The organism is Variovorax sp. OK605 (genome assembly GCF_900115445.1).
Lineage (GTDB): Bacteria > Pseudomonadota > Gammaproteobacteria > Burkholderiales > Burkholderiaceae_C > Variovorax.
This window is the reverse complement of sequence record NZ_FOWL01000013.1, coordinates 119,320-142,947: the sequence shown is the minus strand read 5'-3', so window position 1 is coordinate 142,947 and position 23,628 is coordinate 119,320. Positions and strand designations below refer to the sequence as shown.

The 23,628-nt window shown below is 62.3% G+C and carries 20 protein-coding genes and 1 pseudogene; 8 read left to right on the top strand and 13 right to left on the bottom strand.

Translation table 11 applies throughout. The features are described 5' to 3' along the window. Positions 1-354 precede the first annotated feature (354 nt). Positions 355-546: a hypothetical protein gene (locus tag BM013_RS41390; protein WP_177225608.1), complete on the bottom strand. Its 192-nt coding sequence runs from the start codon at positions 544-546 to the stop codon at positions 355-357. An 824-nt stretch (positions 547-1,370) separates the two neighbouring features. Between BM013_RS41390 and BM013_RS29255 the strand changes: the two genes are divergently transcribed. The 3 genes from BM013_RS29255 (at position 1,371) to BM013_RS41930 (ending at position 3,446) form a co-directional block, all read left to right on the top strand. After that, positions 1,371-1,994 carry a response regulator gene (locus BM013_RS29255; protein ID WP_256221753.1) on the top strand — a complete coding sequence of 208 codons (624 nt, stop codon included), beginning with the start codon at positions 1,371-1,373 and terminating at the stop codon, positions 1,992-1,994. Positions 1,995-2,105: 111 nt separating this feature from the next. Next, positions 2,106-2,336 (top strand): hypothetical protein, encoded by a 231-nt coding sequence (locus BM013_RS29250; protein ID WP_093131618.1) that lies wholly within the window; start codon positions 2,106-2,108, stop codon positions 2,334-2,336. A gap of 720 nt (positions 2,337-3,056) precedes the next feature. Further along, positions 3,057-3,446, top strand: a complete 390-nt coding sequence (locus BM013_RS41930; RefSeq protein ID WP_371281124.1) for a Ku protein — start codon at positions 3,057-3,059, stop codon at positions 3,444-3,446. 607 nt (positions 3,447-4,053) lie between these two features. On the opposite strand, the gene BM013_RS29235 is transcribed toward BM013_RS41930, so the two are convergent. Then, positions 4,054-4,482 (bottom strand): response regulator, encoded by a 429-nt coding sequence (locus BM013_RS29235; RefSeq protein WP_256221751.1) that lies wholly within the window; start codon positions 4,480-4,482, stop codon positions 4,054-4,056. A 1,259-nt stretch (positions 4,483-5,741) separates the two neighbouring features. Here BM013_RS29235 and BM013_RS29230 point away from each other — a divergent pair. Next, complete coding sequence (locus BM013_RS29230) at positions 5,742-6,032, top strand: helix-turn-helix domain-containing protein (protein ID WP_093131614.1); 291 nt, start codon at positions 5,742-5,744, stop codon at positions 6,030-6,032. Positions 6,033-6,170: 138 nt separating this feature from the next. On the opposite strand, the gene BM013_RS41385 is transcribed toward BM013_RS29230, so the two are convergent. Further along, complete coding sequence (locus tag BM013_RS41385; RefSeq protein ID WP_177225607.1) at positions 6,171-6,452, bottom strand: hypothetical protein; 282 nt, start codon at positions 6,450-6,452, stop codon at positions 6,171-6,173. A 3-nt stretch (positions 6,453-6,455) separates the two neighbouring features. Then, positions 6,456-6,539 (bottom strand): annotated as a pseudogene (locus BM013_RS41925) (NAD(P)H:quinone oxidoreductase); the annotation flags it as partial. Positions 6,540-6,914: 375 nt separating this feature from the next. On the opposite strand from BM013_RS41925, the gene BM013_RS29220 reads away from it, so the two are divergent. After that, positions 6,915-7,136: a hypothetical protein gene (locus BM013_RS29220; protein WP_143098398.1), complete on the top strand. Its 222-nt coding sequence runs from the start codon at positions 6,915-6,917 to the stop codon at positions 7,134-7,136. Positions 7,137-7,275: 139 nt separating this feature from the next. Here the strand turns inward: BM013_RS29220 and BM013_RS29215 are convergent, their stop codons facing one another. Next, positions 7,276-8,685 carry an amidase gene (locus BM013_RS29215; RefSeq protein WP_093131611.1) on the bottom strand — a complete coding sequence of 470 codons (1,410 nt, stop codon included), beginning with the start codon at positions 8,683-8,685 and terminating at the stop codon, positions 7,276-7,278. Positions 8,686-8,840: 155 nt separating this feature from the next. Between BM013_RS29215 and BM013_RS29210 the strand changes: the two genes are divergently transcribed. Together BM013_RS29210 and BM013_RS29205 are read left to right on the top strand one after the other, a co-directional pair. Then, positions 8,841-9,404, top strand: a complete 564-nt coding sequence (locus tag BM013_RS29210) for a TetR/AcrR family transcriptional regulator (RefSeq protein ID WP_093131609.1) — start codon at positions 8,841-8,843, stop codon at positions 9,402-9,404. An 835-nt stretch (positions 9,405-10,239) separates the two neighbouring features. Next, on the top strand, positions 10,240-10,641 hold the full coding sequence (locus BM013_RS29205) for a hypothetical protein (RefSeq protein ID WP_093131608.1): 402 nt from the start codon (positions 10,240-10,242) through the stop codon (positions 10,639-10,641). Positions 10,642-11,604: 963 nt separating this feature from the next. Here the strand turns inward: BM013_RS29205 and BM013_RS42245 are convergent. The 7 genes from BM013_RS42245 to BM013_RS29170 all read right to left on the bottom strand — a co-directional run bounded on the left by BM013_RS42245 (position 11,605) and on the right by BM013_RS29170 (position 17,475). After that, a complete protein-coding gene (locus tag BM013_RS42245; protein WP_371281154.1) occupies positions 11,605-11,715 on the bottom strand; it encodes a non-homologous end-joining DNA ligase LigD in 111 nt (36 codons plus the stop codon). Positions 11,716-12,026: 311 nt separating this feature from the next. Then, on the bottom strand, positions 12,027-12,335 hold the full coding sequence (locus BM013_RS29200; RefSeq protein WP_256221749.1) for a hypothetical protein: 309 nt from the start codon (positions 12,333-12,335) through the stop codon (positions 12,027-12,029). 437 nt (positions 12,336-12,772) lie between these two features. Next, on the bottom strand, positions 12,773-13,012 hold the full coding sequence (locus tag BM013_RS29195; RefSeq protein WP_093131606.1) for a hypothetical protein: 240 nt from the start codon (positions 13,010-13,012) through the stop codon (positions 12,773-12,775). 1,004 nt (positions 13,013-14,016) lie between these two features. Continuing rightward, a complete protein-coding gene (locus BM013_RS29185) occupies positions 14,017-14,253 on the bottom strand; it encodes a hypothetical protein (RefSeq protein ID WP_256221748.1) in 237 nt (78 codons plus the stop codon). Between the two features lie 321 nt (positions 14,254-14,574). Continuing rightward, entirely contained in the window at positions 14,575-14,874 is a 300-nt protein-coding gene (locus tag BM013_RS29180) for a DUF3619 family protein (protein WP_093131600.1), read from the bottom strand. A 1,457-nt stretch (positions 14,875-16,331) separates the two neighbouring features. Then, entirely contained in the window at positions 16,332-16,826 is a 495-nt protein-coding gene (locus BM013_RS29175; protein WP_093131598.1) for a response regulator transcription factor, read from the bottom strand. Positions 16,827-16,959: 133 nt separating this feature from the next. After that, a complete protein-coding gene (locus BM013_RS29170; protein WP_143098395.1) occupies positions 16,960-17,475 on the bottom strand; it encodes a hypothetical protein in 516 nt (171 codons plus the stop codon). A gap of 1,364 nt (positions 17,476-18,839) precedes the next feature. On the opposite strand from BM013_RS29170, the gene BM013_RS29165 reads away from it, so the two are divergent. Continuing rightward, positions 18,840-19,646: an alpha/beta hydrolase family protein gene (locus tag BM013_RS29165; protein ID WP_143098394.1), complete on the top strand. Its 807-nt coding sequence runs from the start codon at positions 18,840-18,842 to the stop codon at positions 19,644-19,646. Between the two features lie 798 nt (positions 19,647-20,444). Here the strand turns inward: BM013_RS29165 and BM013_RS29160 are convergent. Continuing rightward, positions 20,445-22,922, bottom strand: coding sequence for a membrane-bound PQQ-dependent dehydrogenase, glucose/quinate/shikimate family (locus BM013_RS29160; protein ID WP_093131592.1), 2,478 nt, complete (start codon positions 22,920-22,922; stop codon positions 20,445-20,447). Between the last annotated feature and the right edge of the window lie 706 nt (positions 22,923-23,628).

Sequence of the window (23,628 nt, the reverse complement as noted above, 5' to 3'; positions counted from 1 at the left end):
CACCCGGGTAGGCATGAGACTTGTTTCTTCGCGCCCATTCGACTCCCCTCGGTGGAGCTGCCCTGGCCAACGGCCCGAGCCTTGGTCGATGTTGACAGGCGCCATTTGCCTTTGAGTTCCACTCTGGCTCATAGATGGCTCCTTTGCTGTCTCGCCCCGAGGGCGAGGTGTGTTCGATCAAACCTTCGGGGGGCGTTTTCGTGCGCGAAGTGACGGAATGCACCCATCGCGGCGATGAATGACGCGATGCCCTCATCGGCCCCTTCGGCGTCCACCAGGATGAGGCCCGGACCGACCGCGCCATCGGGCATCGTCAGCGGAATGCACTCGCTGCATGAATGTTCCTCCGCGACGCTAGCGACCACGCGTGGCAGAGCGCACCACCGCGGCCGTTGCCAGAAGAATGCTCGACACCAATGCCGCAATGGCCAACAATCCCTTGGACGTGACTTCGACGCTCGCCGCGAATCGCAGGGGCTTGGTTTTCAAAGCGAACGTCGCGGTCTGAGTAGCAACTGAGCGCACGTTGATCTTCTTTTCTTCCAACACCGTTCCCCTAACTTGGCGATCGTGGGACGCTCGCCGACGGTGCTGGGGTCGGACGCGTGAACCATGCGGACGACGTCTGCGCATCAATAACAGCAAGTCCCAAGGCACGCTCTCTTTGTACCGCTAGGTGCAGAAGTGCGAGCATTGCGAGCAATGCCAAGACTGCGATAAGCAGCCAAAATTCGCCTCCGGGTCCGCCGGAAAAGCGACGACGAGAGTTGTGCATCGTTAAACGTCCTTCTTTAAAAAGGGGGTAAGACCAGAGCCTGGTCTTGTTTTTAGGAATTGCTTCTAGCGTACGAAGCCTTGTAGGACCATCCATCGCGCTGGCCGACGCGAGCGATTTCAGCATCATGAGGCGTGGCAACTACCATCCAAATTCTCTTATTCCCTAAATAGAGCCAAAGACAGCCCAAAATACCCACCTCCTAGATGCTCTATAGCTCGCGTGATTCGAAGCCACTTAGCTGATCAAGTGGCGTACCTCGGACCGTTTCTAGCGCGATGCCATCGTGAGAGTCGCGAGGGGGACGGGGATTGGGAAGAAAGATGATTTTGTTGACCTCCCGTCTCCTACAACGGCCTGTCACTCCCCGCGCCGCCATATGGTCCAGCGAGCGAATCGCCAACCGCGGCTTTTGCCTACGCACCGCCCTTGTCAATCCCGCTACACCTCCAGCATGCGCGACGCTGTTCCTACTGAGTCGGCCTTGACGGCTAGTCTCGAACCACCCGCCCAGCTAGATCCCGTAGCGTTGGGATCAGGGGCGGGTGGTTCCGTACGGCCACCCGACGAGAATCGTGTCCGTGGAGTCCTGAGGGTGGGCGTTGCCGATGACCACGCCATCTTTCGCGAATGCCTCAAATATGTCCTTGCCGGAATGCCTGACATCGAAGTGGTCGGCGAGGCATCCGATGGAGGGCAAGCGATCGAACTCGCGCGTCGTGTGGAAATGGATGTATTGCTCTTGGACCTCGACATGCCAAACAAGGGAGGTCTCGACGCGCTGGGAAGCATTCGTGGGCAATTCCCCGATCTGTCGGTTTTGATTCTCTCGGCATTCTCCGAAGAGCAATACGCCATCACCTTGATACGGCTCGGCGCCGCCGGTTACCTTGGCAAGGACACGGCACCGGACACCCTAATCCAAGCGGTCCGCGCAGTGGGAAGTGGCAAGCGCTATTGGAGCGCGAGGGTGGCTTCCATGCTCGCAACTGCCGTTTGCGGCCAGCGACCAACGCAAGTTCATGACGCGTTGACCACACGGGAATTTCAGGTATTCCTGCGACTCGCGCACGGGGAAACTGTGACTGCGGTGGGACGCGGTCTGGCGCTCTCTTATAAGACCGTGTCCACGCACCGAACGAGGCTGATGCGAAAGCTGGATTTGGTAAGCAATAGCGATCTTACGGCCTATGCGGTCAAGCATGGCTTGATGGCATAAATGAGCCCCGATCGCAGGGGTCAGGCGCATCTGCAGTGCTTGGCCAGACACTTCCGCTGCTCCACCATCGCGCAATGCCATTCCGTAGCCGGATAAATACCTTGAAAACTAATGAGTGAAGCTCTTGACCTGATTCAATGGGCCGCATTCGCGTTATCGCTGATGGCGGCTTGGCTCGTCGCGTCGTCCAAAGAGCGTCGTAGGAACATCGGCTTCTGGGTTTTCCTGCTAAGCAATATTGCATGGACCGTCTGGGGCATGCACACGTCGGCTTATGCGCTCATCGCGCTGCAGATCTGCCTCGCAGCGCTCAATGTTCGCGGCCTGAACAAGACCAAGTAGCACGGCTCGTAGCCGGGGGTGTGCCGAGCCAGTTCGCCACGTCGAGGCGCGCCGGGTGGCAACGTGCGAGGTGCGATGTATGGTTCAGGACACAAGCGCGGTTCTTCGCGCCAAGTGCGCAGCGCTGCGGGACAGGGTGGACATACTTGAGGAGTCGGCGGCAGCGCAGACGCCGAGCACCTTACGCACCGCGATCTTGCTGACGCGCAAAGGCCTGAATTTCCTACGTCGGAGGGCCTTTTCCGGTCCAACAACGGAAGCATGAAACACCCATTTCTTCCCGCAACCGTCCCCATGCTCGTCTGTGTTGCCTTGTGCGCGGTAGCGACGAGCCAGGCAATCGCCCAGTCCGCTGGAAACCCGAAGGGAACAGTAGCGCCGAGGTCCGGCGACGCACAGAAGGCGCCAGCGGTCCGGCCGCCCACCACAGGGTTCGGCGATAGCGGAAAGATCATCACGGACGAGAGCACCGCCCGGGCACGCACCCAGACCAGCAACCCGCCTGCCTCCTTCGGTGCCGGCAAGGCGACCAGGGACGGCGAGCCCGGCAGGCCCAGCAGCGGGGCGCCCGCCGGCGGCGCCGATCGGTCTGCCAAGCCTGCGCCGCAGTAGCCGCCGCCGAAGGCGGACGAGCAGCCAATCCGGCAAGGATTTGCTCGGCCATCAGCAGCAGAACCCTTTGGAAGGGTCCCGATCACGTTCGGACTTGTTCACATTCCTTTGGGCTTGCACGCCGCCAGCATCGAGCAGGGAGACGACTTCGATTGGCTCCATAAGCGCAGCATGGACCCGGTGGGCTACAAGCGAATCAGCAAGACGACTGGCAAGGAAATCGACAAGGACGACATCGTCTCCTCTGACGAGATCGGAGCGGTATTCCCGCGCACCACGCAGACCATTGAGATCCAGCTCTTCCTTGATGCCAACGAGAGTCCCTTCATGCACTTGGAGCGGCCCCACTATGTCGCGCCGATCAACAAGGACCAGAAGGTATACGCGCTGCTGCGCGAGGTGCTTATCGAGAGCGGCAAGGTCGGCCTTGCCAAGGTCGTGATCGCGACGAAGAAGCTCCTCGCATATGAGGGCCTTCGGGCAGTGGGCTCGTGTTGAACCTGTGCGCTGGGGCGACGAGGCAAAGTCGCTCGGAGGGCTCGACCTGCCAGCGGCGGGGGTGAAAGGCGCTGGCGTCACGGCCGCGGAGATGAAGATGGCGGAGCAAATTGGTCGAAGACAGGTCAGGCAAGTGGAACCCCGATGATTTCAAGGACGAGTTCAAGCACGCGGTGATGAAGATCGTCGACAAGAAGGTAAAGGCAGGTGACACCGAAGCCGTGCTCCAGCCGGAGGAGGACACGCTTGGAATTCGCTCAGATCATCGATCTGACCGAGCTCCTCGCGCATAGTTTGAAGATGGGGGCGCGCGAAGGCTCCCGCGAGGGATGCGGCTGCGGCAAAGGACGATGGGAAAACAACCCGACCCGGCCGGGAAACCGCGCCGCAAAGGGCCTTGCCTGGAACGAACCGCAAGGCTGGCTAGGCGGGCGCTCCGGTAAAGCAGTCGGCGCGAGTAGCCCACCAACAACATCAACAATATTGTGGCGCCTTCCCCAGTTCTGCGCCTGGCTTGAAGTCACCAAGCCAGAAGTGATTCAGAGGATCGCCCCGCTGGGGTGCAAGGGGTTCGCTGAAGGAGCGGGTCTACTTCTGCCTCACCCTCTCAATGAGAGGCGGTAGACAGACGATCGAGAAAGTCCAACAGGCCGTCGATTTCGGTGGATTTGTCGAAGACCGCATCCGCACCAAGTTGCAAGGCTCGCTGCCGCATTTCCGCCGTTGCATAGTTCGAGAAAACAACGACGTACTGATGATCTTCGCGAGCGCGACAGCGCTTTAAAACGCTCAAACCAGACCCCTCGCGCAGAAACAGGTCCACGACTGCTACGTCCCAATGGCCGTCATGCGCCTCAATCAATTCCATGGCGGCAGACTCTGTTTCCGCTACCCCTTGTACACGCGCAACGGAAAGCGCTTCCAACGTCGGGATCAGGTTGTCGCGGATGACCTTGTTGTCTTCGACTAAAAGTGTATGCAGTGCCATCTGCCGCAACTTAGCGGCCCCCAACGGCCGTCTTGTAGGAATGGGCATGCGATGGCGGTGAGAAAGGTAGGAAGGTTTGATCGAATGTCCTGCTCCGAGCTTTTTTTCGCAAGACTCGGAGGGTATCGGGGACGTCCCTCGACGGTTTCGGGTGGTGAGAGAGCTTCCATCCCCAGGTCCTCGCAAGTTCTATTGACTTGCGGAGATGTTGGTCCACGCTGACGGGAAAACAGCTGACCGCAAGGTGAGCGCGGTTGACCAAGTCAAGCACCCATCAAATATGCCGGACAGGTCACGGCGGAATGACCCAGGCGTCCCTGACGGGACCTGCTTCTTCATTTTCAGCGGACATCTCGATTCGCCAGCGCGGGCGCCATCCTCGAACGCAGCGAGTGCGGAGCGAATTCGTCGCTTGAGGCAAAGAAGTCTCAGAATTGTTCGACCTCGCGTCTCCTGGTCTCGCGCCAAAGGCAGCGATAGCGGCCAGGACCGTATGGGTCCTCGATCACCGGCAACGCGAGGGGAAACAACTTCATTCGTTTGCTTTCCCATGGTGCGAGCGTGAGTCAGGAGGTCAACCGCGCCTTCCACGAAGGCGATTTGCTCGTGCCACAAACATGCTTGCGGCACGAGAAGGCCTGCTCGTGGAGCGCGGGCCTGCAGGATCTGGAGACTGGATTCGGTGGCATTCGGGAGCACAATGACGGGATTCGCTTCAGACATGGAGGCTCTTTTTCCGGGGACCGCTCGGGTGACCTAATTCAGAAAATGTGGTCCGCCGTGTATGGCGCTCCCTGTCGCGTGACTTCGACATCGGGAACCTGACGAGCCCAGGGCCGCGGCCGCCGGGATCGCGGGCCGTTTCAGCGGCTGGGCATTTTTTGTGGCGGTTCGAATACGGCTGCGTACAAGACGCCGAAGAGGGCCGTCGCGTTTACACCCGCGACATTCGGAAGTTCTCATACGTTTCGCTGACCTGCCCGGGTTGTCTTGGGTAGAGTCCGCCATGATGCTCAATTTCTTTTTCGTCCTTCATTGCATGCGCGCGGCGTGCGCCGCTGAGGGCGCGTTCAGTCGCGCCGGCACACTGGCTCGCGGTGCTGCCGACGGGCCCGCTGGCCCATGACGAGCTTCCGAACACCGCAGACGATGAAATCTACCGAGGGGCCGAAGGCGCGGCTGGGCGAAGCGTTGGGCACCAGGGTGGACGTTCGGTTGTGCTTTCTCGGGAGGATCGACGAGCGGGATGGGCGGCTCAAAACAGGTGCGAGACGAAGGGCGACGCGCTGAGCCGCGATCGGGTTGCCATGGACAAACGCCATTACCCCCTTCCATTGGACGAGCAACTGGCCTTGCGGCGCCAGGCCGTTGATGATGTCGTCTCGAATCCCGATTGGACCCTCCAGGAGTGCGTTCGCCATCTCAGAAAAAAGATGCGCTTGACCAGCGACGAGATGGCGGCCCTGGCAGGCGTGTCGTCGAAGACGATCCAGGACATCGAGCAGGGACGAAGCGCCGGTACCGTTCAAACGATGAACCGGATCTTCGGGATGTTGGGTCTCAAGCTGGCAGTGGTTCGCGTGTCGTGCCCCCGTTGAAGCGTACCGCGGGCGGGGTTGTAGCAGCGAGCCGGTGGGAAGATGGCGCAGCCGTGATCGGTCAGAGCGACCGGGGATCCTGCGCTTATCGCTTGTTGTCCCTCTTGATGCGACCATCGTCGTCGTGCGTCAATGTCCTCAGCCCTGACTGCAACTTCCTAAGCCCTCGTGAGGCAACATACAAGCCGACTCGATGCGGCGGTTTGCCCATCTTGAATTCAGGATGACGCTGCACATGTCTGTCCGATGGAACTGCGCTTCCTTTAACGCAAGCACATCGTCGTTCAAGGTGCCGAAGGTGCTGTCTGGGCGATGCTTCACGCCCTGGTAGAAAGCGTCGATGATTCCATTTTCGAAGTCACTCTCGCGGGGACTGCCTTTCATCCAGAGCGCGCCCGTTTGGTCGACGAATGTGAGCATCTACGAACTCACGTTGCCGAAGCGGGTGGGTGCGCCGAAGACAATGGCGTCGTAGCCGGCGAGTTCGTCTGGCGTCGCGATCGATGCCTTGGGCAACGTTGGAATACTCGCGACGCGGTCTTGGCTGCGATGGACCGCGGTATGCGTCCCTCGCTGCATACGCCCGGTTCTGGCTCGACGACTACAAACGGGGTCGGCCGGCACGACCCTCGCTCTCCCTCGGTATGACAATGAATTTCTACTTTGGGCCAGTTGGCTTGTGAAGGCCAAGCGCTCCCTTGCTACCTGCGAAGCTTGCCTATGAGCCCTGAGGCTACCCCGCAGTTCTCGCATTCAAGACCCCACCCGCGCTGGCGCGTGCTCGACGCGTGCCGCGCGCCTGCGGCGGCCTGGAGCGCTGCACTGCAACGCGGTGGCGGGGTCTTGCAGGCAACCCGCCTGTGTCATGCCCAGGAGTTCGTCATGAACGCGTTCATGCCCACCATCTGTTCCTCCACCTTCCTTGGCGCTTGCCATGCACTCACCGCGCGCGGGCTGCGCGTGCTGGAGGCGCTGCGTCGGTTCCGGGGCGCCGATGCCGAGGTGCTCTGCGAGGCCCGGGACCGTTCGCTGCACAAGCTGATCCTCTTTGCGCGTACCTCGTCGCTGCCTGGTTGCAGCCAGCTGCTTTGCAGCCCCGTCTGAGCGAGGCCATCGGGGCGCTTCCGCGCCCCTGCTTTTCATTTTTCGCCAATGACAGCCGCGGCGGCGCCCCCGATGGCGTCGCCGACAGGACATCAACGGTCAGAAGGCTTCACTGCTGAACTTGGAGTTGACGTGGGGTTTAGAGAGACGGGCGCAGCTCACGCACCGCGCTCACGCTCTCGAGCAGCGACGCGACATGCAGGATGGTCGATTCAGCCAACCAACTACCCACCAACTGGACGTTGATCGGCATGCCCTCCCGGCTGGTGCCGAAGCGCATCGAGATGCCGGGCAGGCCGGTGACGTTGAGAGGAACAGTCGCGCCCTGCAGGTAGGTGGCGTCGACCTTCTGCCCCTCGATGACGAACTCGCCCACGCCATGCTTGTGCGCGGGAATCGGCAACACATGGGTGAGCAGTACATCGAAGCGTTTGAAATATCCGGCGTAGCCGTCGCGCAGGCGTTCAGCCGCTTGTTCGGCCTCGATGTAGTCGGCCATCGACGTGTCCGGCAGGCCAAGCATGGTCTTCGCCATTTTGTAGAGTTCGTCAGGTCGGCGACCCGCCGTCGCCTCGGCGAAGGCGGGTTTCATCTCCATCACATGCAGGCGATTGAAAACGTCCAGAGCAAAGTCCCGCTCCAGCGCCGGGATGCCGACCGGCTCCACATGAATGCCGAGGCCGCGAAGTGCGTCGGCGGCCGCGACCACGGTCGCCACGACTTCAGGGTCGACCGGACCGAAACCGGGACCGACCATCCAGCCCACGCGCAGAGGGCGACCGGATACGCCTTCTGCGTTGGCTTCTAAGGACGGCAGGTTGGATGAGAACGCGTCCTGCCCGTCAGGCCCGGCCAATTGCGAGAAGGCCAGCGCCAGGTCGCGAATGCTGCGCGCCATCGGGCCGACATGCCAGAAGCGGCGCGGTGCGCGCGGCCAGATGCCCGTCATCGGCACACGGCCATGGGTTGCCTTGAGCGACACGATGCCTGTCTGGGCCGCGGGCCCGCGTACGGAGATGGCCAGGTCGGTGCCCAGCCCCAGGGGTGACATGCCCGCGGCAATGGCCGCGGATTCGCCGCCGCTGGATCCTCCGGGTGTGCGCGAGAGATCCCATGGGTTGTTGGACCGGCCGCTCAGCAGGTTGTCGCTCTCGATCCAGTAGGAGAACTCGGGCAGGTTGGTCTTGGCCAGCAGGATGGCACCGGCCTGCTTCATTCGAGCCACGCTGACCGCGTCGGCTTCGGGAATGCGGCCCCGGAAGATGGGCGAGCCGCGCTGGGTGGCGACACCGGCGGTATCGATGGAGTCCTTGGCCGTGAACGGGACGCCGTGCAGCGGCCCCAGTTCGGCACCGGCCATCACGGCCGCTTCGGCCGCGCGCGCCGACCCCATGGCGTCCTCGGCGATGGTCACGATGGCGTTGACCTGCGGGTCTACAGCGGCGATGCGCTCGAGATGCGCCTGCATCACTTCCACCGGTGAAACCTCGCGTTGGCGGATCAGGGCCGCCAGCGTCGTGGCGTCGAAGTTGAAAAGTCGGTTGGTCATCAGTTGCCTATCTATCAAATGGTAGACAAATCATACGGCGGCATTTCGCTGCGCGTCAAGAACTATCTACCAGTTGATAGAGGAGGCAACAGGGGCCTAAAATCGGGGTTCTGCGAGGCGATCCCGCCGCGGCAAGAAAGAGACCTAGGCACCCGATGAACTTGAACGTGCGTGAAGCCCTGCTCGAAGCGGCCCGCAAGGCCGCCCAGTCGCACGGCTACAACGGCCTGAACTTTCGCGATCTGGCAGCCGCCGTCGGGGTCAAGAGTTCGAGCGTGCATTACCACTTTCCCAGCAAGGCCGACCTCGGCGCGGCGGTGGCCAGGCGCTATTGGGAGGACACCGCCCAAGCGCTTGAAGCGTTGCTGGCCGAAAGCCCGCAGCCGCAGCGCGCGCTGCACGAATATCCCCGTATCTTTCGCAAATCGCTCGAAGACCAGAACCGGCTGTGTCTGGGCAGCTTCATGGGCGCGGAATCCGAGGGCCTGCCCGACGCCGTCAAGACCGAGGTTCAGGTCTTCGCCGACATCAATGTCGCCTGGCTCGAAAAGGTCCTCGTGGCTTCGAGTTCAGATAGCCCTGCCACGGCCCATCAGCGCGCCCGCGCCATCTTTGCCGCCGTTGCCGGCGCTCAGTTGATCGCTCGCAGCCGGTCGGACATCGCGCTCTTTGATGAATTGCTCGCGACTTACCGCGTCTCCGGCCTGCTGCCGGCATGAGCGAGAGAGCGGCTCGGTGCACCAGCTCAAGTAAGCCGCGTGCCTGCATAGGCGCTCCCAAAGCGGACTTGGAGATTCGCCTGAGTTTCTGCGAGAGCTGACCGTTCGTTTAGCTTGGCAGCGCCGTTTGGAGGGTGGCCGCTTCGCGTGATCGGCGACTCATTCGCTCGAATACTTCTTGCCAACGGAAAGCCAATGTACTGGAGCGCAGCAGCGAAACTCGGCCCGTGGCCAATTTTATTGACAGACCACTGGCGCTCTCCTGGGCACGTTTGCACGGATGCGCAAACTCATTCCACGAGCACAATGGGCGAACCTGAATCTTTGAACAGAATCGACCGATAGCAGGCTTCGGTGAGTCACCGCAACAAGCGCCGCGGGGCCTGCGCAAACTCGATGGACGTCTGCGCTGTAGCCGGCGCACGCAGCCTGGGCCTTTCGCGCAAGAAACATACGACGGCTCAACCAATTCGGTGCCGCGGCTCTGCCGCAGGGCTTCTTCGCTTCCGAAGTCGGCAGGAAAGCCATTCGGATCGTCACCAGTTTCGTCCGGGTTGGCCTGTGCGTCTCGAAATGAACAACTAGGGTTTCGCGGCGCATCCGCTGACAGGCGCTTGTGCGTACGCTGGGTACGGTTACATCCGACGCGCATGCTGGTTCCCAGCCCGAGCGCGCGTCCGCCAGTACAACCGGGGCGTCCCCTTGGGATTCCACCATGCGTCGACGTCAGAGCGCGACGCTGGGCGGCCACTCCAGTGCGAGGACAGATGGGTAGCCTGGCGATCTCGGCGCTGCCATGAGCCCTGCAGCTGAAACACGATCGATCCAACCCTTCATGAGAGAAGAAACAACTTACACCGCGGACAGCGATGACTGGCTTTATTTCTTCTTCAAGAGTGGTCGTCAGCGCACGCGGGCCCGGATCAGCCGGCGCGCATTGGAGAGGTGTTTTCGGTCGGCCGCGGGCGAAAGCCTCGTCAACATCTATGCGGAAAACGTCGATGTGATAGAGGAGCGGGCGCGTGTCAGGCTGGCAGCTTTGGGGCCTAGCGGCGCGAACACGCTGATCAGCCTTGACGCGCGCGACTTCGAGAACCTTCGACGGGCGATGTACGCGGACCTGGTGTCGTTGCCGGAGCTCGAGCACGCCGCCCGCGAGCTTGCCGGCAGGTTCACCGCTGACGAGCTTGAGGCCGTGGCTCTGTGGATGCGCCGCCGCTCTCGCGCAGGCGGGTAGCGCGCCGACGGCGCTCCCGCGCCGGAGGGTGAAGAGGAACGGGACAGAATGTTTCGCTCGTGTCAGGCGCGTCCAGACGGTCCGGCTGACTGCTCGCATGGCAGCTCTCGGACAGCCCTGCCTCGACGCACAGGGGAACAGCAGTGGTGAGACCTTCCGGTCGCTGGCGTTGGCGCAGCAATTCAATGCTCGAGATACTTGAGAGCCTCCGACTCAATGGGAGTGCCAAAGACAGCGCCGGGGAAGCGCGCCCGAACGAAATTGCCAGTGGCGCCTGTGAACACAGGCGGCCGACCTTGGTACGCGCTGCCGAGACCTTCCAGCGCCAAAGCGCGGCGGAATTGAATCAGAGCGGTCGCCAGGGCAGAAGCGGACGCCGTCTGCAATAACCTGGACAGTGGATTCGGACCGCCCGGATTCGAGCGGCATGAAATCTGGATCCAAGTGCGCGCGCGCATGCGCCGTCTCATCGATCAGGACGTGCGGGTCCAGCGCTGGTGCCGCCTCCGGGTTCTGTTCCTATAGGGTTTCGGATTGGGAAAACGGCTGCGCAAGTTGCACCTTTTGAAGGGCGCTTAAATCCTCTTGCTGCGAGGGCAGGATGGCCACAGTCTCGCCGCCGGCGGCGCGTTTTAGACCCAGAACAGGTTGACCGGTTTCTGGTTCCCCGCGCGCATCGGCGCCCCGGACGCTAACTCGGTCTCCGCAGCAGTCATCCTAATTTTCTTCCGCGGCGTTTCCCTTCGGCGAACCTGCGCCTGCGTACTTGGCGCCAACCTTATTTCCTGAAGCCGAGGCGCACATGGCTTTTGTTCCCGGCTGACGAGTTTTCGAATGGGCGCCTTGAGGGTCAGCAGCCTGGAAGGACAGGTGCTCACGTGTCGTGCGTACGTCCCGCTGCGCACCGCTCTCGAGGTCGGCCACGTCGTCCCAACTCACCGGGATTGAGACGCCAAGACATGGTCAGGCGCGCGCCGAGAATGCAGCCGCAGTAGTCACTCCATGGCCGTTGTGCAAATAGTCCACGAACCGCTTGCCGACGCGGTTGCTGGGGCCGCTCTTCGCGACAAACAGAAAGGGGGATGTCTCGAACTACGGCTTGGAAAAAGCCCCTCACCGTGTCGCAGGCACTGCGGGGCGCCAGCGACACTACGCCTGCAGCGGCGCCCACGAGGGCCCGAGCATTGCCGACTTCAAGGAGCGGGTTATGCCCAGGCCACAACGAGTCCGAAATCTAGTGGATCCCTGAAAAATCCGGATTTTGTCACCGTGCGTCTGGAACAACAGCTCGCCGCTCACCCTGGCGGGGCTTCAAAACAAGCGAGCATGGGCGCCTAGAACATGGACGTATGAATCCGGCCATCGAGGAAGCTGAACGAACGCAATCATCGGCTGGGATTCTCTCGATTGGAAGCTGGCGTAAGGTCCTCGCGGAGGTTGTAGGCGGCCGAATCGTCGTGCCTCGATGATTCCACATCGATACGCTTGCCTTGCATTCTCTCTTCGGGCGCGGGCCCCGCAACGTCTTCACCGGCCGCATTCTTGGTGGAGGTGAAGCTTTCGCCTGCGCCGATGTTGTCCACACCACCACTCGTGGTCGGCCGAGTGCCGTCGCCGCTGCCTTTAACTGAGGGGGTACTCATGTTCATCCTTTCCAAGTCGACTGAAGGTCTACAGGTTTTGATATCGAACATGCACTCCGACTCCGATGTAGGACGGGACCGCTCGCTTTTCCAAGAAAGGGGCCGATGCTGCCATCGACTCAGGCGCAGGAATAGCTGCTGGTGGCGTTTATCTGAGGCGCGCGTCGCAGCTTCATCGTCTGACAGCGGTGAAGGATCGTCACCGATCGCGATATTCGCGCAGCGGCTTCGTCGGGCGCTTGTGCTGCCAGGCGATCCGGTATTGGAGCGGTCATCGCTTGCGGCTTCGCATCGCCCGGGGCGCCGTCGACTTGCCTGAGGGATTCGTGTGCTGGCTTTGCTGTCGCTCGTGGGGGAGACTGGCAAGATCGCCGCAGCACCTCTTGGATCCCCTGTGGGCTGTGCCGCCGCACTTGACACACCAATGCGCTTAGCCAGCGCGACCGGAAAAGCCCACGCGTGCCTGGAAGATTGTGGATGTAGGACAGCTATTGAGATGGTGGCGCGGTCCACCAGCGCGTCCAGCCACGGCGCGGGCCCGATCGCATGGCTTTCGGCTCTCCCGGCACGAGCGGCGGCATCACCGCTTCGCCCAGCCTGCGGCTCAGCTCGGCATCCAACTGGTTCGCGATGGCGCGCGCGTCTCGGTCGCCGAGCAATGCACGCCCTCTGAGCGCCGACGCGTAAGCCGCGAGCGACGCGACATCCAATTCAGTGATCTTGGCCATTCGCTCATTCTGGACCGGGGCCGGAGAGTCGGCGCGGTTGGCGATCCAAAAAGCAACTCATCCATGGAAAAATATTTCCAGTGAGATGGATTGCAACCTGTTCTACCGACAGCGGTTATTCGGCTCGATGCATTAGATCCCGCCTTGCGTGCAATCTTGCCCATCGCATGAGAAGTGAAGCGGAGCTTCGGTCTGCGCACTTGAAGTGATCATTGGCGTAGACGGACGCACGCTCGCGCGGCATTCGACGGGTTCTGTTGGCGTAGACATACCGTTTTTCGAAGATTTGCAACATCCAGGCGGGGACGATGTTCTCGCATGTCGGACGTTGTCCATTGGAGGCGCGATCCTTCGGCTTTTCGACGGAGCCCAATGTCAACTCCTCAGCTGCCCGCTCGTTGGCGCCTCTCGTTTGGCGTGGCTCCCAACGCCTCCTTCTCCCCTCTCAGCGCTGCGGCAGGTGGAGGTAAGGAGTGACGGCGCCGGCTGCAGAGCGACTGAGTAAGCGTCAGCTCGGTGGCTCGAAGTCTTACATCCTTAGAGCCTGTTTGATGATGCGCGCACGGCAAAGGTTGCGGGAGACGGGACGATATGAACGCCCTTCCGGCGACACCACGAAAGGATCTCATGAAAGGAAGACCGGTAGATCAGGCAAAGCGAGCTGAGCGAGTGGGAAAGGGCGGTCGACTCGGGCGCCTTTTGATGGCGACCATGCTGGCAATCATCGCGGTTGTCGTTTTCGTTACGCTCTTCTTCTACGGCGTTCGCAGTCCCCAACAGGGACCAGGGAATGTGCCCGCGGATGGTGCCGTCACACCGTTGCGCAACAACGGGAGCCCGCCGACCACCAAGTAGCAGCTGCGCTGGCCCGGGACGCCGGGTTCAGCTGCTCTGGCGCAGCCCGAATCAGCTCTCGCACAAAGCGCCGAGAAGTGCCACCGGGTCCGTTTCGTCGGCAGATCGATCGCCCCATCATTCGCACACTAGCCGTCGACACCGTGCTCTCATCCCGAAGCCGCTCCAGCAGCGGAGGTGTCTCGCAAGCGCGAGCGATTCAACTGCGCACGTCCCAGAGGCGTGATGCGGAGGATGACGCTCAGCGGCGCGGAAGAGTCGTTCGGCTCAGCTAGATTCGCCTCAACGAGATTGGCTGCAAGTAACACGGCAGCACACTGAATGTCCCTTTCTTCATGAATGATCAGCGGAAAGGACGCATGTTCAATGCGCCGAAGAAAGTCCATGGGCAACGCAGTTCCTTTCATTGCGATTGAAAGCTGTTGAATAATCGGGTCGGCCGTACTCGAACGCAAGCTGGATTAACCTGCCTCGTCGGAATACGGGACGTTCGCCTACAAATCGATACCCCCGAGACGCTGCAATTCGCGATCGGGCTGGCTTGCCCGGACGTCCTGTGTTGTGGGATTCTGATGGCGAATGGGCGGCGAAACTCGGTGGACGGCGCGCTCCTCCGGGCCCATGCGAGGTTCTGAAATACAGCCCAGCCAAGTGAAGCTTGGGCGTCCGGCCTGGATGCTTCGACTCCAGTGCAAGGCTATCGCCGTTCAGTCCTTCATGCGGCTGAAAATGACAGGGTCCGCCGACAGGCGATCAAGCACTGCCGTCCGCTCTGCTGCCATGCGTCTGTGGCCGTCGTATTCCGGCACGATCTCCGGTTCGAATGATGAACATTGCGACGCAGCAACTCTTTTGCGCGACGCCAGTGCTTGCGCGCGGGCAATGCGTAGGCGATCGCTGATCCTGCCAGGTAGCGCTTGGCTGCTGCCGGACAGTCTGGCGGCTATTTTTCGGCCGAAATCGGCTTGCTCTGCTGCGCAGAGTTCGTTGAAGTCCTGCGTGTTCATATCGGTAATACAGGGCTCGTCGCGCTCCACAGTGCTCGGAACAGAATCGCGGCCGCGCTGTGGCGGCGAGTCAAATCCGGATGAATGAACATCGTTGTCCGTCGCCGCAGGCGGAGCGTGGACATCCTACAAGGCGCTCAAGCGCCATTAAACAGTTTACGCAGGGAGTTCGAAAGATTTTGTCGGACGCCATCCACTGCCCGACCCGATGTCCGTGCAGAAGATCCAGTGAACCCGTGCCTGGCCTATGGTGGTCGGGTCTTTCACGGGTGGCTACTTCCTCGCGTGTGCAGACGACAGGGTTACGCCGCTCCACCGGCGCATAGGCCGGGTACCGTCGCGAACCTTGGCATACGCGGCGTGCGTCGCCGCGGCTGTGCTTCGCAGCCGTCTCGATCCGGCGATCTCCTACGCTGCCATGGCCGCAATCGCGGCGAGCTTTTGCTCAATCCGGTCGAATGGTTCCGGGCGCATCCGGGTGTTGAAAAACGCGGGGGTGTCTGGAATCGTTCAGCGGGTAAGGAGCGCGTAAAGCCGCGCGCCCCTGCATCGCTCATCGCGAGACAGGTGGATAGAGCTGGCATGTTCGAAGAGTGCGTCCCGACGTGGCCCTCTACCGTGCGAAAGCGACAGGACTTGGGCACCTGTTGCAGGTATGCCAAGGGCATGGACGTGCAACTCTAGTTGCGTCAAGCCTTGAAGCTGTCGTGGCGTCAGGCGCTGAGCAGAGGGGAATTCGAGGTGCACTACCAGCCCCTCGTGCGGCTGTGTGTGGTGCCGGCAGGTCACGACCTGTCGGCACTGGTACGTTGGCGTCATTTGACAAAGGCTGATATCGCCCATCGACTTCATCCCACTCACCGTGGAGACCGGCCTGATCGCGCTGTTCGGTGGCTGGGTACTTGACGAGGCTTGCCGAGAGGCCGGCGATCTGGTCACACGACCTGAGCGTGGCAGTGATCTCTCTCCGGTTCAGTTGAAGTCTGGGGGATTGATCAGCGCGGTGACCATCGTCCTGAATGCCTCCGGATCTGCTGCATCGCGCCTGCAACGGGAAATCACTGAATCGCGCTGGCCGCCTTACAGCTGCGGGAATTCATCGCCGCGCGGCGCCGACGCGAACGGTTGTTGGGCCCAAACTCGTCGAGAAGGTAAGCCATGCGATTCCACAGGCGAACTCTTGTGGCGGTGGTGCAGATGACGGCAGGCTGGGCCTGCGTCAAGTCGCGCATCGATCCGCGGTCACTACGGGACGGGACCTCTTCGATCTGACGGTGAAATCCAGTTCGCCCCCGACGCCTCGAGCGACGGCTGGGACCGCCTCGCTCCTTCGGCGACCAGCGCCCGCGCCGGGTCCGTCCGGATCGATGTGATCACGTCTGTTCCATGTCTGTTCCATGGCTGTCAAGCTGAGCCGGAAGCGTGCGCGCGCCGGTGACGCGAATGGCTGCCGCTCGTCAACGTCGCCAGCTTGCACCTGCAGGATGCGAGGCGGGCGCATCAGTGACTCGCGGCAGCAAAGCGGCTTGCGTGATGGTCGGCCGCTGCTTTTTGCGAGGAGCCACGTTGCTTGCGAGATGCACCATGTGAAGCTGATTGCACCACTCGAAGAACAGTTCAAGTTCGGTGGATTTATCGAATATTGCATCGGCGCCCAGTCGCACGGAGCGTTCTCGCATCTCCGGGGTCGGATAGTTCGTCAGAACGACCATGCGTTGATGCGACGAGCGGTGCTGCATCGATCGCAGCACGTCAAGGCCCGAACCTTCGCGCAAGAAGAGGTCGACCACAGCAAGCTGCCACGAGTCGGACGAGCGGCTGAGCGCGGCCACCGCATGACTGGCGGTCTCCGCAACGGCAATAACCTCGATTTCTGCGAGATCACGCAGTGCCGGGATCAAACTGTCCCGGATGGTCTGGCTGTCTTCGATGAGTACTGCTGAAAGCAACATACATGACCTCAATGCGGAGGATTCGTTCCGATAGAGACTGAGCGGTTTCTTTATAGACGATGCAGTCGCCGCCCGGTGTAGGTCGGGGTCGTGACTCAGCGGAGCTGAGGAGGGTCGAACGGGCACTGGCAGGTCAGCCGACGGTCATGTCCGCGGAGGTGGGCCAGGTTCGCGGCGCAGTCGCTGCATCCTCAATGCGCCGCGAAAAGAATTCTCTTGCGACGCCTGTCAGGCCTCTGATAACAGCCTCGCGATGCTCGCCGTCTTCGACATCATCCACTGCGCCGTGAATCAAGCGCTGGTTTATCAAGATGGCTGCGCTGTCGCATTCTTGCTTTTCCTTCACGATCACCGGGAAGTCGACCCGTTCCAGGAATCGCAGGAATTCGAGCGCCAAATTGTTCTTCTCGTGCCAGTTGAAGCACGCCGGGCTCCGGCCTGTGGCGTCAATGATTTCCTGTATGCCGTCGCTTGTGATGCCGCGGACAAAGGCAGCTGTGGTGGAGCGCTGCTGTGCGTGAGATATTGCAAGAGTGGCTTCGATAAGGCCCGTGGCTTTCAGGAGCGTGACATGTCTCAACTGACGCGGACATGTCACCGCCGTTGGCAAAGGCCGATTTCCTAATTCGATCAAAAAACGCAGTGGCATCGGTCTGTTCGTGGGGACTGATTCGGGCTAGCGGCTGTAAAGCCGATTAGTACTTTCTAATTCAGGGCTAAGTTATCACATCGGATGGAGGGGGGTCGTTCAGATTGGCTTCAGGTTTGTGAAGTCAAGTCGCCGCGCATGCGAGGCGCTGGCGCGACACGGATGCTTTGTCGGAAGGGGCCCGCGTGTTGCCGATGGCGCTCGCCACCGACCCGCGCGCCCGCCTTTGTCCGACAAGCGGTGCGTTGGGTCGTCCGAGAGTGGTCCTTGCTTGGATGTCCGGCGCTCGCGATGGCCGATTTTCGGAGTGCACCCGAAGGTGCGCCGACCGATGCTCCACCGGCATTCAAGCCCCTGTTCACTTCACGGCGCCTTCTGCTGCGAGAATCATGTTGAGGCGTGGGCAGCGTGCGGCAACGCAGCAACCACCGCTGGACTGTCGCAGGGGCTGGTGTGAGGCCGACAGCACTCGCTTCATCACACCCCGTCCCATCCTATTGGCCGCCCGCAGCCAGTCCGCACCTCCCACCGCCGTGCACTGCAGCCAACTTCGATTTGGGGCGGCGCTGCCTCGCCACAGAGTGGCCATCAGGTCGGGGCTTCTGCCGCCGGTTCGACGGATCGCTCAACATCCGATGACCCCGATCGAAAGCAGCTTCTGCTGCAGCCCGGAAGGCGCGCAAGCAGGTTCGACTCTGCAGGTCTGCATGGGCGAGTTAAAGAAAAGGCAACGCTCGTGTCCGGGCGTGTCCAAATCTTTTTCCCCGCCGCCGAGCATCCCCACCCAGCCGCCATAGTTCACAGTCCGCTTAAGGCAGCAATGCGCCTCCACTCAACCCGTGGAGCGGCTCCAGCAGCATCTGGCACGACTGTGCATGGCGTGCGCCACACACGCGCTCTCTGCCTCCCCGGCGTTGCGCCATCCTGGCGCGCTCGCGCGGCCGACGCTCCAATGTGCGCCACTGCCTTGACGACGAGCACCAACCGATGGCGCGGGCGAGCGTCAGGCAGCCAGCCGCGCGAGCCGCGTGAGGAATTCGAGCGCCCCGCTCCCCACCCACTCCAGCATCGCCTGGGTCCATGGGTGTCGAGATGCGGGGATCCAAGTTGGTGGTTCGCCATCCAGGTGTGTTCATCCAAGCTCCTGGCTATGAAAGCGGCTCCTGGTGAAACAGCCGCGCGGCGCAGCGTCAGACACCTCGCATTGGCCATCGGAACATTGCCATGTCGCATTCGGCATGGGCACGAGCGGCTGATTCCTTCGACGCGAAGCTGCGTTGTCCGACTTGGCTGGCGAAGCCAACGCTCAGGCTCGCATCCGGAAATGAGGAAAACCCCAAGTGACGGATGCGGAGAGATCGTGTGTGTATGCCCGGCAAGGCGCCTCACCAGCGCTGCTGGTCTGCCCCGGCTGGGACGACGATGGCAAGGATCAGTTCGACGCGATGAACGAACTGTTAAGCGCACAGGGATGGCGATGCCTGCGTGCCGGTCTTCCCGATGAATCCTGGCCGGCCGACATCCGGGCACGGACCACCCGTGAAGACAGCATGCAACAGCTGCTCGGGGACTATGACCAGTTGGTGTCGCATGCCAGCGTCGATCCGGCACGGGTGGGCGTGCTCGGGTTCAGCTACGGCGGCTACGCCGCGGCACTGCTGACGTCGCTGCGGCCCGTGGGTTTCATGGTGCTGCGATCCCCGGCGATTTACCCGGACGATGAGTGGCGCACGCCGAAGCAGTTGCTTGATCAAGACGCGGTGGATGCGGTGCGCCAACACCGGCTGGCGCCGGGCGAGAATCTCGTGCTCGACTGCTGCTGTCGTTTTCGCGGCCCCGTACTGTTGATCGAGTCAGAGCAGGACGAGGTCATTCCACGCACGGTCATCGACAACTACGAGGCGGCGTTCCGTCAAGCGCGCACTTCTGCCCGATGGATGCTGGCTGGCGCAGACCATCGGCTGACCCAGGCGTCAGCGCGCGACGTTTATGTGGCCGGTGTCGTGAGCTGGCTCGTGCGCCAGGCCGAGGAAGCGCCGCGCACTGCGATGCCGCCGAGCCCCCCGAGGCGTTCGCAGCACCCGACGCCGAGTCCATTTTCGTGTACCGGGAGTGCGTCTTCGCGTGCGTGCCCCAGCGCGGGCACGACGACGTGTACGCCGTTCACGTGAGTTATCTGTCCGGACCGCTGCAGCCGGTGCCCTGCGAACTGCCGCCGCACTCGGCGGCCTGTCTCACGCACGCAGAAGCGCTGCAGCAGGGGCGACAGCAAGCCATGCGCTGGACGCACGAACGACTGTCAAATCGAAAGGCGCGGCGCTGAAGCGCGTTCGGCATGGTGAAAACTGAGTGGGACCCATCAACACTTCGTTCGAAAGACGGCCGCCACGTCCCCATGGCTGCACGGGATTCTCGCGGCGCAGCTTCATGACCCTCGAACCCCTTACCCTTTGGGCAAGGGCGTTGCGCGTGCTCCTGCGGCTGAGCAGCCGCCACAGGCTGTTGCCCGTCGCACATGAACGGCGGGCCGCAGGTCCTCGACAGAGGGAGAGAACAGATACCGCAGTTGCGCAATATCGGGGACCCAGGATCTATGCCGGAAGAACAGAGCTATCCGACGTCACGTCTGCGAGTCGCCGCCGATGCAGGCAACCGTGCGAGCCAGCACGGCTGCACGCAGCAACATGTCCAGGACTCTCGAAGTCCAGCGGCCCCAAGTTCGCCGCTCTCGAAATGCCAACGGAAACGCCTTGCGCCGGAGCGCGACGATGTTTTGCGGACGGCGTTGCACCCGCGATTTCAAGTGCTTTGCCTGATGGTGCTCGAACACGCGTGGACCGGAGCCCAGCTTTATGCCCACTTTTCGGGTAGCGTGTGCGTTGGTGCAAGGCCAAGGCGAATCGCATCGAAGCGCTCGGGCCCATGGCGAAAATCTTGCAAACCCGTGCGGGAGCGCTGTCTGGATGTGCCTATCGGCGCGGCAGCGCATAGGCAATGATGTGGTCGCCCGTGCGCGTCCCTAGAGAGCCGTGGCCTCCGGCGACCACCAGGACGTACTGGCGACCGTCCGCGCCCAGGTAAGTCATTGGCGTGGCCTGGCCGCCGGCGGGAAGGCGGCGGCGCCAGATTTCCGCGCCGCTGCTCACGTCGTAGCCGCGCACATAGTAATCGAGCGTGCCCGATAGAAAGGCCACGCCGCCAGCAGTCATGATCGGGCCGCCGAGATTCGGAACGCCCATGGCAAAGGGCAGGGGCACCGGCGAGCTGTCGCGCACGGTGCCGTTCTTGTGCTTCCAAAACACCTTGCCGCTGCGCAGATCTACCGCGGCCACATGGCCCCACGGTGGCGCTTGGCAGGGCAGGCCCAGCGGCGAAGTGAAGGCGCTGAGCTTCACGGCGTAAGGAGCGCCAAAGTTCTCGTTGAGTGCGGGCAGGCTGTCGTGGGGGCGCGCCCCGCCCTGCACGTAGAGCGAGGTGTCATCGGCACGCGGCACGAGCCGCGACACGAAGGCGAGCGAGGCGGGCGTGACAAAGGCGATCTGCCTGCCCGGATCGACGGCGATGCTTCCCCAGTTGAAAACGCCAAAGTTGCCCGGGTAGATCAGAGAGCCCTTGAGTGAGGGCGGTGTGAAACGGCCCTCGTAGCGCAGGCGGTGGAATGCAATACGGCAACCCAGTTGGTCGAAAATGGTCGCACCCCACATGCGCGCCGGCGTGAGTGCGGGAGGGTCGAAAGACAGGGCCGAGACAGGCTGGGTCGGAGACGTGTAGTCGCCGCTCGCGGCGCCCTGCGGCGCCGGATGTTCTGTGACGGGCAGAACGGGCTTGCCGGTGCGTCTGTCGAGCACGAAGATTTCGCCCTGCTTTGTGGGCTGCACGAGCGCCGGTACCAACTCGCCCCCCACCTGGAGATCGATCAGGCTCGGCTGCGAGGGGACGTCGTAGTCCCAGAGGTCATGGTGGACCGTTTGGAAATGCCAGCGCACGCGACCGGTCGCGAGCTCGAGCGCAACCACCGATGACGAGAATCGCTCGGCACCTTGGGTGCGTTTGCCGCCCCACTGGTCGGGTGGCTGGTTGCCCATCGGCATGTACACCATGCCGAGGCTTTCATCCACGCTGGCGATAGACCAGCTGTTGGGGGAGTTGGAGGTGTAGGTGCGCCCCGGCCCAAGCGGAGCCGTGTCCTCCGGATTGCCCGAATCCCAATTCCATACAAGCGCGCCAGTGTTGATGTCGAATGCGCGGATCACGCCCGATGTCTCCTTCGTGGAAACATTGTCGAGAACCGTGCCGCCGACCACGATCAGCGAGCGGGTGACGACCACCGGCGAGGTCGAGTAGTAGGCCCCGGGCTTCACGTTTGGCATGTTTTGCCATAGATTGATTTGGCCGGTTCCGCCGCCGAAGTCCGTGCACGGCTGGCCGTTGTCGGGGTTCAGCGCCAGCACGCGCCCGTCGGCCGTGGGCATGAAGAGCTTGGCGGCGCAAACGCTTGCGCTCGCAGGTGCGGCAGGACGCACCGGTGCCGCATTTGCCGCAGGCCCTGCGACGGCGGGTGCGGCCTGGTACGAGAGACCACGGCAGGTCAGGTGTTGCAATGCGAGTGCGCGTTCAACCTGCGGCGTGTAGCGCCAGACTTGGCGGCCCGTGGTGGCGTCCAGCGCCAAAACCGATTGGTGCGGCGTGCAGAGGAAAAGGCGATCGCCGATTTTCAATGGCGTCACCTCAAATGTGGTTTCCTCCGGGTCGCCCGGTTGACCACGAACGTCGCCGGTACGGAAGTGCCAAGCTTCCTCGAGTTGGCTGGCATTTTCCGGCGTGATCTGTCCGAGGGCCGAATAACGCTGGCCCGCGCCGGTTGCGCCATAGGCTGGCCAGTCTTCCTTGGCAGGCGGCACCGCGTCGATTGTCGCGGCTGCCGGTGCGGCTGCCGCGGCGTCGACGGCGGGAATGCTGCCCTCGATGCGTTGCGGTTCGCGCGTCCAAGATGCCACGGCCGCTATCAGAAACAAGCCGAGCGCCACGCCAAGCCCCGCTCGCCCTTTGGACAGGCCAGCGGGGTTGCGTCGAGCCAGCGCGCGTTCGACCCAGGGCGTGAGAAGGATCACTCCGAGCACGAAGAAGACGTCGCCGCGCGCCGCCATGGGCCACCAGTCGAGTCCAACCTCCCACAGTGACCAGCCCAGCGTGGCGGCCACCACCAGTGCATACACCCACAGCCCGGCTCCGCCACCGCGCGACAGCAGCGCAGCCGAAAGCAGGAGTCCGCCGCCGGACGCTATGTAGAACCATGAGCCGCCTACCGCCACGAGCCAGCCCCCGCCGATGGCGAGCGCCAGCCCGACGAGCGCAACGAGTGCTGTCGCGATGTACAGCAGGCCCGAGGTCCCAGGAGCGCGTGCGTTCAGAGCCCGACGGAAACGGGCGTTGGTTTCCGAAGTCATTCATTTCTCCGACAGTGGCGCCGCACGTTAGGCCTGCAAGAGTGACCTGTGCGTAGGCCGACTTCTTCACCTTGCCGCCGCATCAGCGGCCATCGTTGGGCTTCGTGCCCGTCTGAAGCCGCACCCCTCGACGTCCCGCAACGCAGCCTCCATTCGGAAAAGTGGTCGCCCGAGGACTTCAAAGACCAATTCAAGGGTGCAGTGTTGAAGATCTAAGACAGAAAGCTGAGTCGCTGCGGTGCTCCTGTCTTCGCCGCGTTCACACTTGAGCTCGTTGCCACGAGCGGATTGCCAATTCAGGCAGACAGATGGCGTGGCGAACCTTGTTCCGATGGGCCTTGGCGTCCTGCGCGCTTTGGAGCGTGCGCGACGATGCGACCTGCGCTGCGGGACAGCATGGTCGCGCACTGCCTTGTTTCGAATGCGTTGGGGCTAGCGGAGGGCCCCCGAATGGCCAAACCGCAGTGGCTGGTTTGCTTTGAGTTTCTTGAGCTCTCGCGCTCCCCCTGCGCCATCCTGTCTTTCCCGTGCGGGACGGCCGCTGGCCATGTGCCATGAGGTGCCCGGAATCGGCCGATTCGTCCCCGGTGTGAGCGCCATTCCATCTGCGTGTTTCCGGCGAGACACTCGGGTTGCGAACTACGGCATGTCGCTGGGTCTCAGGTGCTTGGCTGCTGCAGCTCGGCAAATCCGGGGCCCTCCAGCT